Origin of the sequence: Pseudomonas sp. D1HM, from assembly GCF_019266105.1 — a bacterium.
Taxonomy (GTDB): domain Bacteria; phylum Pseudomonadota; class Gammaproteobacteria; order Pseudomonadales; family Pseudomonadaceae; genus Aquipseudomonas; species Aquipseudomonas taetrolens.
The window spans coordinates 175,561-186,440 of record NZ_LRMN01000004.1 but is presented as its reverse complement, the minus strand read 5'-3'; the positions used below and the strand labels follow the sequence as shown (position 1 = coordinate 186,440).

The following is a 10,880-nucleotide window of genomic DNA, read 5'->3' as shown; positions in this document are numbered from 1 at the left end:
ATGGACAGGCGAACTACGAATTGGCCCTTTATTACGAAATACTAAAGAGTAACTATCCAATCGCGTTGCAGCATTACCAAGTTGCACTTTCGCAAGGCCATTCGAGTTCTGCACTGGTAATGAAGTATGCATTCTCCAGCAGCTCAAAACCTAATTCAAGGATGTGGTACGCGCCAGATGATTCTTTATATGAGGTTTACGCGGAGTATTATTCACAACTAAGAAATGACCCTGACATACGCTTCCCCACCCTGATGAAAGACCATCCCCTTCCACCTCACCCGACCCAGGGCTATGACGCAGAAAGACCGGACTGGAAGCCCGAGCAAGGGGGTGAATCGATTACGCCATGACTCCATACCGTGCCCGATTCCGGGGTTTCAGGGCGGTGAAAAAAGCGTTTTTCGCACACTGCCCGCGCACATAGAAACATCCACTTACAACTCCACCTTCAGTTTCCGGACGGCTCATTCGTCCTACATGGATAAGCAATCGCTTCTCAATGCGATTACACACCCGCTCAACCGCGAGTTTGCCGTTTCCCATGTCCAAAAAGTCCCGTTCAAAACTCTGGTTTCTGGTCCACAGTTGGCTCACGTTGCCGATCTGGTTCTTTGTCCTGATTGTCTGTGTCACCGGCACGCTGGCGGTGGTCAGCCAGGAGATTGTGTGGCTGGCCACCCCTGAAGCCCGTGCCAGTCAACCGTCGGATGATGCGCCGCTGCTGTCCTATGAGCAGGTGTTACGCGCCATTCATCAGGCCGAACCTGCCCTGGCGGTGCAGTCGATCAGTCGCCCGGATGAGTCGCATTTTGCCTTGGTGGCCGATGTGGTGTATCCGGACGGACGTTCGCCATCGCTGTATATCAACCCGTACACCGGGGCGATTCAGGGTGAGAGCCCGAGTTTTGATTTCAAGGCATTTACCCGCGCCCTGCATGGTTGGTGGCTGGTGCCGTTCACCAACGGTTACAGCTGGGGCTGGTACCTGGTGTCGTTCCTCGGCTTGCCGCTGCTGGGGTCATTGATTACCGGGCTGGTGGTGTACAAGAAATTCTGGAAAGGCTTCTTCAAACCCAACCTGCGTTTTAACCACGGTGCGCGCATTTTCTGGGGTGATTTTCATCGCCTGTGCGGCATTTGGTCGATCTGGTTTATCGCGGTGATTTCCATCACCGGCCTGTGGTTTTTGATTCAGGCCTTTATGTTCGATAACCAGATTTCGATTTCGACCGCCGGCAATCCGCCGGTGGTGGCGCGTCAGGATGTGCCTATTACCCCGGACGGCAGCCCCGCGCCGAAGATCAGCCTGGATCAGGCGGTAAACATTGCCGCCGAGAATATTCCCGGCCTGGACGCCAGTTTCGTCAGCCTGCCCAGCAATGCCTACGGCCATATCGAAGTCGGCGGCCCGGGCTGGTACCCGTTGCTGTTCCAGACCGCCGACATCAACCCGTACAACGGCGCGATTGAAGGCTCACGGATGATTGCCGACCGCTCCGGCCTGGAGTTGGTCACCGAATCCATGCGTCCACTGCACACCGGTGATTTCGGCGGGTTGTGGGTCAAGCTGATCTGGTTCTTTTTCGGGCTGGTCCTGAGCATGATGGTGCTCAGCGGCCTGCTGATCTGGACCAAGCGCACCGCGCTGGCCACCGCCCATGCGCTCAAACGCAGTCATGCCCCGACCCGCACGGCAGCTGGAACCCGGGGCGCCAGCGCCCGTCACGAACAGGCTTCGGAGGCCAATGTATGAGCAAGTCCGTGACGGCACAGCCCGCATCTGCCCTGGGCCGGTTTTGGCACAAATGGCGCTTCCACCTGAATATCCTGCTGTTGCTGGTGCCGCTGGGCTTTATGCCCAAGTACTTTGCCGATGCTTCGCTGTTTCGCGGCGACAGCGGTCTGGGTGAGCGCGAAATCGGCACGCTGCAGGTCGGCCCCTGGAGCCTGCAACTGGCCGAGATGCGCAACGAAGCGCCGCGCCCGGACGGTCCGGCCGGGTTTATGAAAAGCTTTAACGCAGCGCTGTGCGACACCTGCATCGATCAGGTCAAGGCCGGTTACTTGCGTATCGGCAAACCCCGCAGCCTGCGGGCTGCCGGGGTGATCTTTTTCGGCACGCCGTACCGCATGGGAGCCACCTTGCCTATACCGCAGAAGACCAAAGCCGACGCTGAGCTGTGGATCACCCTGGAAGGCTGGGACGGTTCCATGCATCAGGCTTCCATTCCCCTGAGCCAGGCCTCACCCGCGACGATTGCCTGGCTCGCCCAACGAGGAGCCAAACCATGATTTCGCGCCTGTTCAAACACCCCGCCCGCCTGCTGCTGGCCGCCGGGGGCATCGCATTGCTGGGCCTCAGCGGCCCGGCCCTGGCCCATAACCCGATGTGCGAGTGCACGCAAATCGAAGGCGAGCAGATCCGCTGCACCGGCGGGTTTTCCGATGGCAGCGGCGCTCCCGGCGTAACCCTGGATGTGATCGGCTACGACGAAACCATTCTGGTGCCGGGCAAACTGGGGCCAGATTCCACCCTCACGTTCAAGCGCCCGGACTCCGAGTTTTACGTTCTGTTTGATGCGGGCCCGGGGCACATCGTCGAAATCGACCAAGCCGACATCGAGGCCCCATGAGTACTCACGTTGTACGCCCGGCCGGTGCCGGGCACGAAACCCTGTATGTGCTGCTGTTATGCCTGCTGATCATGGCGGTGGCCGGTTCAGTGGTTGCCTGGCGCCATGAATCGCAGGTGGTGACGTCGGTGGCCGCCCACCAACTGGATGCACGCCGCGACCTGAATGCGGCCGAACAAGGGATCTACGCCGACCTGCGGGTCACCCTGGACGAAATCCAGTGGCTGCGCGAGGCGTCGAGCGCACTGCCCTCTGCGGCGCAACTGGCCGCCGAAGGTTTCGCACCCTTTGCCAGCGACGCCAGCTCCGTCAGCCGTGGCGAGCATGCCTGGCAATTGCTGGGCGAAACGGCGTACCTGGGCATCGGCCCCAAACCTGAGGTGGCGGGGTCGTTTTTGCTGCGTATCGGCGCGCAGCCGGACGTCTGGCTCAACCGCAACAGCCACGTCAGCGCCCCTGTCGACTTCAGTGACGCCGCCCTGAAGCTGAGTGGCTGGCAGCAAGTAATCGCGCAATTCGATGCCGGGGTGACTCGCCAGCATCGGCACTGAACCCACCGTTTGACCTGAGAGAAGACTGCTCGCCATGTCCATTTCATCTGTTTTGCGCCGCCGCTCGCTGTTGCTGGCCGGCCTGTTCGCGCTGTGCCTGGCGCCACTGGCCAATGCCGAAACCGCTGCCCCCGCGCCCCTGGCCAAACCGCTGCGTATCGGTATCACCCTGCACCCCTATTACAGCTACGTCAGCAACATCGTCGGCGACAAAGCCGAGGTGGTACCGCTGATTCCGGCGGGTTTCAACCCCCATGCCTATGAGCCCCGTGCCGAGGACATCAAGCGCATCGGCAGCCTGGATGTGATCGTGCTTAACGGCGTCGGCCATGATGACTTCGCCGACCGCATGATCGAAGCCAGCGAGCGTCCGGACATCCCGGTGATCGAAGCCAATCAGAACGTGCCGCTGCTGGCCGCCACCGGCAATGCCGCACGCGGCGCAGGCAAGGTGGTCAACCCGCACACGTTCCTCTCGATCAGCGCCTCGATTGCCCAGGTCAACAATATCGCCCGCGAACTGGGCAAGCTCGACCCGGCCAATGCCAAAACCTATACCGCCAATGCCCGCGCCTATGGCAAACGCCTGCGGCAGATGCGCGCTGCGGCCCTGGCCAAACTGACCGAGGCACCTGACGCCGACCTGCGCGTCGCCACGGTACATGCGGCATATGACTATCTGTTGCGCGAATTCGGTCTTGAAGTCACCGCTGTGGTCGAACCGGCTCACGGTATCGAGCCGAGCCCGAGCCAGCTGAAAAAGACCATCGATCAACTGCGTGCGCTGGATGTAAAAGTGATCTTCTCCGAGATGGATTTTCCGTCGTCCTATGTCGACACCATTCAGCGCGAGTCCGGGGTCAGGCTGTACCCGCTGTCGCATATTTCCTATGGCGAATACAGCGCCGAGAAATACGAAAACGAAATGACCGGCAACCTCAACACGGTGGTCAAGGCAATTCAGGAGGGTGGCGCATGACCATCGCTGAACCGCTGGCCCTGAACGCCGGGCCGGGCATCGAGTTTGACCGGGTGTCGCTGACCCTGGGGCGCACCGCCATTCTCGACCGTATCAGCTTCAACATTCGGCCTGGCAGCGTGCATGCATTGGTCGGCCCCAACGGTGGCGGTAAAAGCTCGCTGATCAAGACCCTGCTCGGGCAAATGCCGCATCAGGGCCGCCTGTGCCTGGACTGGCCCGGCGAACCCGGGCTGATCGGCTATGTGCCACAAGCGCTGGAGTTCGACCGCGGGCTACCGATGACCGTAGACGACTTCATGGCTGCCATGTGCCAGCGACGACCGGCCTTTCTGGGCTTGTCGCGCAAGGTGGCGCCGGCCATCGGCGAGGCGCTTGAGCGGGTCGGCATGCAGGACAAACGCAAGCGGCGCATGGGTGCCCTGTCCGGCGGGGAGCGCCAGCGCGTGTTGCTGGCCCAGGGCCTGATCCCGGCCCCGCAACTGCTGGTGCTGGACGAGCCCATGTCAGCGCTGGACGAAGCAGGCGCCCAGGTCTTTGAGCGATTACTGAATGACTGGCGGCAGGCCGGAGTCACCGTGGTCTGGATCGAACACGACCTGGCCGCCGTCAAACGGCTGGCCGAACGCGTCACCGGTCTCAATCGCCAGGTGCTGTTCGATGGTCCGCCCGACGAGGCCCTCAGCCCGGAGCGTTTACTGAACCTGTTTTCAACCCATCCCAAAGCTGTCGGGAGCGATCGTTCATGAGTTATGAAGCTGTGCGCCAGATCGTCCAGGACTGGGCTTCGGCGGGGTATCTGCCCGAAGTGCTGGCCTACGGTTTTGTGGTCAACGCCCTGCTCGCCGGCCTGCTGATCGGCCCGGTCCTGGGCGGATTGGGCACACTGGTGGTGGTCAAGCGCTTTGCGTTTTTCTCCGAAGCCGTGGGGCATGCTGCCTTGACCGGTGTCGCCATCGGCATTTTGCTCGGTGAACCCTACACCGGCCCCTATGGCAGCCTGTTCGGCTATTGCCTGTTGTTCGGGATCTCGCTCAATTACCTGCGTAACCGCACCGGGCTCGCCCCGGACACCTTGATCGGGGTGTTCCTCTCGGTGTCGCTGGCCCTGGGCGCCAGCCTGCTACTGATTCTGGCCGGCAAGATCAATGTGCACATCCTCGAGAACGTGCTGTTTGGCTCGGTCCTGACCGTCAACGGTAACGACCTGCTGGTGCTGGCGGTCGTCGGCGCATTGGTGCTGGGCCTCAGCCTGCCGCTGTACAACCGCATCATGCTGGCCAGCTTCAACCCGCAACTGGCCGCCGTGCGTGGTGTTGCGGTGAAGACACTGGACTATCTGTTCGTGATTCTGGTCACGCTGATCACCGTGGCCGCGGTCAAGGTCATCGGTGCGATCCTGGTCGGTGCCCTGCTGGTGATCCCCGCAGCGGCCGCACGCTTGCTCAGCCAGTCACTGAAAGGCTTTTTCTGGATATCGGTCTTGATCGCAACGGTCAGCACCTTGTGCGGGATCCTGCTGCCGATCGTGTTTGACCTGCCGATTCCGTCCGGAGCCGCGATCATTCTGGTGGCCGGTATCGCCTTCGCCATCGCCGCCATCGCTCGTGGCGTGGTGCCCAGCCTGAAAGGGAATATTGGATAAATGTTCACTCTGCGCAAACTGATTCTGCCTCTGGTCCTCACCGGCCTGCTCGGCGCCCCGCTGCTGGCGAGCGCCAGCCCCTCCACAGCCCCGGTGCGCATCCTCGCCAGCCTGCCGATCACCTACGGTCTGGGGCAATTGCTGCTCAAGGACAGCGATGTGCAGTTGCAACGGGCAGCGGCAGCCAACCTTCCCGGCAGCCGCCAAAGTGCCTACTTCAGCGGTCGTGGCGCGGCCGCGCTGCACAGCCTGGCGGAAAACGCCGACGCCGTGATTGGCCTGCGCTCGCTGTGGAGCGACGACCCGCTTTACCCCATGGCACGCCGCAGCAACATCCGCATCGTTGAAGTCGATGCCGCACGTCCGGTGGACGGCAGCCTGCCGGGTATCGCCCTGCAACCGGGCACACCCGCCGACAGCCTGAACAGCCAGCCGTGGCTGACCAGCAACAACATGGGGCGCATGGCCGACGTGATCGCCGCCGACCTGGTGCGCCTGGCCCCGACAGCCAAACCGCAGATTGAAACCAACCTGGCCAGCCTTAAGCAGCGCCTGCTCAAACTCAGCGCCGACAGCGAAGCCAGACTGGCCAAGGCTGACAACCTGAGCGTCGTCAGCCTGTCAGATCGCCTGGATTACCTGATCGGCGGCTTGAACCTGGAACCGGTCGAGCTCGAGCACAAGGCTGATCAACCGTGGACCCCGGACGCACTCAACGCCTTGACCCAAACCCTTAAAGACAACGATGTGGCCCTGGTACTGGATCATCGCGCACCCTCGCAAGCGCTAAAAGCGGCAGTGACTGCAGGCGGCAGCGAGTTTGTGCACGTCAGTGCCGAGGGTGCCGACCCTGTGGCCGACCTGCAAAACACGATTGACGCCATCGTGCAGGGATTGGCAAAAAACTGACGGGTAGCACGAGGTGACATCGGCTTCTGATCCGGAAGCCCATACACCGGCTTTACGACGGCTGCGCCGCCGGACGCGGCCTCGCTCCGCTCGTCCGCTGCTACGGGTTGCGATAAGGGTCGTCATCGCGGTTAATCCGTACAAAAAAGCCAACTCAACGTTGGCTTTTTTAAACCGCGCTGGGCTCACTGCACAGCCACGGCGTCCATCTTTTGCCGCAGGCTCAGCGGGCGCATGTCGGTCCAGACTTCTTCGATGTAGGCCAGGCACTCTGGCTTAAGGCCACTTTTACCCACGGCGCGCCAGCCGTTGGGGATCGCTTTGTAATCGGGCCAGATCGAGTACTGGTCCTCGTGGTTGACCACCACTTGAAAGAGGATGTCGTCGCGGTCAAATACTGAACTCATGGGTGGGTCTCCGTCGCAATAAGCTGGCTGCGCGAGTACGCGCAGCAGGGGTATTAAACAAACGATTGGTCGGCAACAGGAATTAGAGCCGGGTGATGGCCGCCGCCAGGGCATTGCCGAAGATGGCGGCCACCTGGTCGATTTCACTGGCAGAGATAATCAGCGGCGGCAAGAAGCGCACGACGCTGCCCTGTCGCCCGCCCAGCTCAAGGATCAACCCGCGCTTGAGGCATTCGCGCTGGACCAGCGGTGCCAGGCGTCCAAACGCCGGTGGGTGGCCCAAGGTGTCGGGCTTGCCGCTCGGGTCGACCAGTTCAACCCCGAGCATCAGCCCGCGACCGCGAATGTCTCCCAACTGCGGGAAGTCCCGTTGCAGGATGCGCAGGTGTTCACTCAGGCGTTCGCCCATTGCGTTGGCGTGTGCCGCAACATCATGTTCCTTGAGGTAGCGCATCACGGCACTGCCGGCGGCCATCGCCATCTGGTTGCCGCGGAATGTGCCGGCATGGGCGCCGGGCAGCCAGGTGTCGAGCCAGTCGCGATACACCACCACCGCCAGCGGCAGGCTGCCACCGATGGCTTTGGACAACACCACCACGTCCGGGATGATCCCCGCATGCTCAAAGGCGAACATCCGCCCGGTCCGGGCAAACCCGCTCTGGATTTCGTCGACGATCAGCGCCACGCCCGCCTGTTCGGTAATGCGCCGCACACCGCGTAACCAGTCAAGATCCGCCGGGATGACGCCACCCTCGCCCTGCACCACTTCAACAATCACCGCCGCCGGTAATTGCACCCCGGCTTCCGGGTCAGTGAACAGATTTTCAAGGTAATGCAGGTTGGCTTGCACGCCCTGCCGTCCGCCCAGGCCAAACGGGCAGCGGTAATCGTACGGGTACGGCATGAACTGCACACCATTGCCGAGCAAAGCGGCCAGGGGCTTTTTCGGTCCCAGGCTGCCCATCAGGCTCAACGCCCCTTGGCTCATGCCGTGATAACCACCCTGAAACGAGACCACGGTGTTGCGCCCGGTGGCGGTGCGCACCAGTTTCAACGCCGCTTCCACTGCATCGGTGCCGGTGGGGCCGCAGAACTGGATCTTCGCTTCCCGGGCCAAAGCATCAGGCAACAGGCCGAACAGGTCCTGGACGAACTGGTCCTTGACCGGGGTGGTCAGGTCGAGGGTGTGCAGCGGCACGCCGTCGCTCAGCACCTGCTGGATAGCCTCGATCACAACCGGGTGGTTATGCCCGAGAGCCAGGGTCCCGGCACCGGCCAGGCAGTCGATGAAACGCCGCCCTTCGACGTCCTCGACATACAGGCCACTGGCACGCTTGAGCGCTAGCGGGATGCGCCGCGGGTAGCTGCGGGCGTTGGACTCCTGACGGCTTTGACGGGCCAGCAGCGGTGACTCTTCGAATTCATACAGGGTTTCTGCCTGAACCGGATGACCGTCGGCAAGACGCGTAGCAACTGACATTTCTGGGACCCTCAATACGCTGATGAGATTGACCAAAACTTTCCTGCTTTGGAAACGCATCAGCGCCAGGAGGATTTAGAGGCGAATCACATAATCCCGGCCAGTACCCTCACCCGACCGGCTGCGGGCGCGGGTCGGGCGTCATCTTGTGCTACTCGTTAACGGCCAGGGGCATGCGCAACTCAACCCGCAATCCGTCGGGCTGGTTGTCGAATGTCAGTGTGCAGGCACAGCGTTCGACGATCGCCTGCACGATCGCCAGCCCCAGGCCGCAACCATTGCTGTTGCTGTTGCGCCAGAAGCGCTGGGTCATGTGTTGCAGGGTTTCAGGCGGGATGCCGGGGCCGTGGTCGCGGACCACGAAACGTACGTACGCGCCTTCGCGTTGCACCGACAGCCCCACGTGGGTCCCCTCCGGGGTGTGGCGCAAGGCGTTGTCCAGCAGATTGCGCAAGGCGGCAATCGCCAGCACGGACGGCACCTGCAGCGCCGTGGCCGGCAAGTCGGAGGCCAGGTGCAGGGCGATATGCCGATTGTCGCCGCCGGTCGCATCGTGAATGGCCAGCCGCGCGACCTGTTCAGCCGAGCAATTGACCCCGTCATCGAACGACAGGCTACCTTCGACCCGGGCCAGCAACAGCAGTTGCTCAAGGGTGCGGTGCAGGCGATCGGCCCCTTCTTCGGCGTGGGCCAGCGACTGCTCACGGGCCTCGCCGTCGGTCATGCGGGCCACTTGCAGGTGCGTTTTGATCGCGGTCAGCGGGCTGCGCAATTCATGGGCGGCGTCGCCGGTCAAACGCCGTTCGCGCTCGATGGCCTTGGCGATACGCGCCAACAGTTGGTTCTGCGAATCCAGCAAAGGTTGCAGCTCGCTGGGCAGCGGTGTGATCTGCAGCGGCTGCAGCGAGTCGGCATCACGCCGCATCAACGCATCGCGCATCCGGTTCAGGGGCGCCAGGCCCTGGCCGATCCCCAGCCACAGCAATAACAGGCAACCCATCAAGGCCATTCCCACTGGCACCGAGGCCGCCAGTAACACCGAAAGGTTCAGCGCTTCACGCTCGACCTGGCGGTCAGCCGTGGTTATGCGGATATCGCCACGGTCGAGGGTGAAGGTTCGCCATGCCGCACCGTCGATCATCTGATCGCGAAAACCTGTGGACCCGGATTGCAGCGGCTGGTCGGGATTATTGTGACTGCGCGCCAGCACCTCGCCGCGCAGGGAACTGACCTGGCACGCCATCCCGCCCGGGATCGTCAGTTGCTCGGCGCTGAAATGGGTGCCCTCGCCCTTGACCGGTACTTGCGGCAGTTGCTCCAGCAGCCCGCCGACCATGCGCGCCGAGGCCACCAAGCGCTGATCCAGTGAGAACATCATCTGCTGACGCAGGTCGCTGAGCATCCAGGCCGCCGCCAGGGCCCAGATCAGGACAAAGGCCGAGCCGATGGTCAGGCTCAGCCGCAAGCGCAGACTCATCATGCCCCAGGCTCTGTGCCATCAGCCGGGCCCAGGCGGTAGCCAAGGCCGCGCACGGTCTCGACGATGCCATTGCCCAGCTTGCGCCGCAGGTGATGGATATGCACGTTGAGGGCATTGCTCTCCAGCTCGTCACCGAAACCGTAGATGCTGTCCTTGAGTTGTTCGCTGGACAACACCCGGCCACGGTTGTGCAACAGGGCCTGCAGCAACGCCTGCTCGCGGCGGGACAAGTCCACCGGCTGGCCGCCGAGCAAGGTCACGCGGCTGCTCGGGTCGTAGCTCAGGCGGCCATGCTCGATCAGGTTGACGCTGCGCCCCGCCACCCGGCGCAACAGGGTATGCAGACGGGCCGCCAGCTCCCGCAGGTCGAAGGGTTTGAGTAAATAATCGTCGGCTCCGGCTTGCAGGCCATCGACGCGGTCCGTCACCGAATCGCGGGCGGTGAGGATCAGCACCGGCAGTTCAAGCCCTTGCTGGCGCAATTGCTGCAGCAACTTGAGGCCATCCTCGTCGGGCAGCCCCAGGTCGAGCACCATCACATCGAACTCGGCCGCTTTGAGCATGGCCCGTGCGGCCCGGGCACTGGCCACGTGCTCGACCGTCAGCCCCTGGGCGGTCAACCCGGCCTTGATGCCGCTGGCAATCAGTTCGTCGTCTTCACAAACCAGTACATGCATGCTGATACCCGCGTACGTAAATGTGCCGATTTAAAAGGTTCGGGATTAAGGACGGATTATGCCGCGAACCTTCTGATATTAGGCCACTCGTCGCGGTTGCGGTTAATGATCGGTTA

General features: G+C 62.3%; 12 protein-coding genes and 1 pseudogene. 9 read left to right on the top strand and 4 right to left on the bottom strand.

Translation table 11 applies throughout. The features are described from left to right. The 9 genes and pseudogenes from AWM69_RS07125 to AWM69_RS07085 all read left to right on the top strand — a co-directional run. Nucleotides 1–353: pseudogene (locus tag AWM69_RS07125) on the top strand (sel1 repeat family protein); the annotation flags it as partial. A gap of 191 nt (nucleotides 354–544) precedes the next feature. Further along, nucleotides 545–1,756, top strand: a complete 1,212-nt coding sequence (locus tag AWM69_RS07120; RefSeq protein ID WP_218726089.1) for a PepSY domain-containing protein — start codon at nucleotides 545–547, stop codon at nucleotides 1,754–1,756. After that, complete coding sequence (locus tag AWM69_RS07115) at nucleotides 1,753–2,295, top strand: thiamine pyrophosphate-binding protein (protein ID WP_218726088.1); 543 nt, start codon at nucleotides 1,753–1,755, stop codon at nucleotides 2,293–2,295. Before AWM69_RS07120 ends, AWM69_RS07115 begins: the two co-directional genes overlap by 4 nt. Continuing rightward, nucleotides 2,292–2,636 carry a hypothetical protein gene (locus AWM69_RS07110; protein ID WP_131653049.1) on the top strand — a complete coding sequence of 115 codons (345 nt, stop codon included), beginning with the start codon at nucleotides 2,292–2,294 and terminating at the stop codon, nucleotides 2,634–2,636. The genes AWM69_RS07115 and AWM69_RS07110 overlap by 4 nt, the downstream gene beginning before the upstream one ends. Next, nucleotides 2,633–3,187 carry a DUF6162 family protein gene (locus AWM69_RS07105; RefSeq protein ID WP_218726087.1) on the top strand — a complete coding sequence of 185 codons (555 nt, stop codon included), beginning with the start codon at nucleotides 2,633–2,635 and terminating at the stop codon, nucleotides 3,185–3,187. The genes AWM69_RS07110 and AWM69_RS07105 overlap by 4 nt, the downstream gene beginning before the upstream one ends. Nucleotides 3,188–3,221: 34 nt before the next feature. After that, entirely contained in the window at nucleotides 3,222–4,166 is a 945-nt protein-coding gene (locus AWM69_RS07100) for a metal ABC transporter substrate-binding protein (RefSeq protein ID WP_218726086.1), read from the top strand. Next, complete coding sequence (locus AWM69_RS07095) at nucleotides 4,163–4,915, top strand: metal ABC transporter ATP-binding protein (RefSeq protein ID WP_218726085.1); 753 nt, start codon at nucleotides 4,163–4,165, stop codon at nucleotides 4,913–4,915. Before AWM69_RS07100 ends, AWM69_RS07095 begins: the two co-directional genes overlap by 4 nt. Continuing rightward, a complete protein-coding gene (locus AWM69_RS07090; protein ID WP_048383233.1) occupies nucleotides 4,912–5,811 on the top strand; it encodes a metal ABC transporter permease in 900 nt (299 codons plus the stop codon). Before AWM69_RS07095 ends, AWM69_RS07090 begins: the two co-directional genes overlap by 4 nt. Continuing rightward, a complete protein-coding gene (locus tag AWM69_RS07085) occupies nucleotides 5,812–6,720 on the top strand; it encodes a metal ABC transporter solute-binding protein, Zn/Mn family (protein WP_218726084.1) in 909 nt (302 codons plus the stop codon). A gap of 185 nt (nucleotides 6,721–6,905) precedes the next feature. Here the strand turns inward: AWM69_RS07085 and AWM69_RS07080 are convergent, their stop codons facing one another. From AWM69_RS07080 to AWM69_RS07065, 4 genes are all read right to left on the bottom strand, one after another. Beyond that, nucleotides 6,906–7,127 (bottom strand): MbtH family protein, encoded by a 222-nt coding sequence (locus AWM69_RS07080; protein ID WP_218726083.1) that lies wholly within the window; start codon nucleotides 7,125–7,127, stop codon nucleotides 6,906–6,908. A gap of 82 nt (nucleotides 7,128–7,209) precedes the next feature. Beyond that, nucleotides 7,210–8,607 carry an aspartate aminotransferase family protein gene (locus tag AWM69_RS07075; protein WP_218726082.1) on the bottom strand — a complete coding sequence of 466 codons (1,398 nt, stop codon included), beginning with the start codon at nucleotides 8,605–8,607 and terminating at the stop codon, nucleotides 7,210–7,212. 151 nt (nucleotides 8,608–8,758) lie between these two features. Continuing rightward, nucleotides 8,759–10,084 (bottom strand): ATP-binding protein, encoded by a 1,326-nt coding sequence (locus tag AWM69_RS07070; protein WP_131653287.1) that lies wholly within the window; start codon nucleotides 10,082–10,084, stop codon nucleotides 8,759–8,761. Continuing rightward, entirely contained in the window at nucleotides 10,084–10,764 is a 681-nt protein-coding gene (locus AWM69_RS07065; protein ID WP_048382600.1) for a response regulator, read from the bottom strand. Before AWM69_RS07065 ends, AWM69_RS07070 begins: the two co-directional genes overlap by 1 nt. Nucleotides 10,765–10,880: the final 116 nt, after the last annotated feature.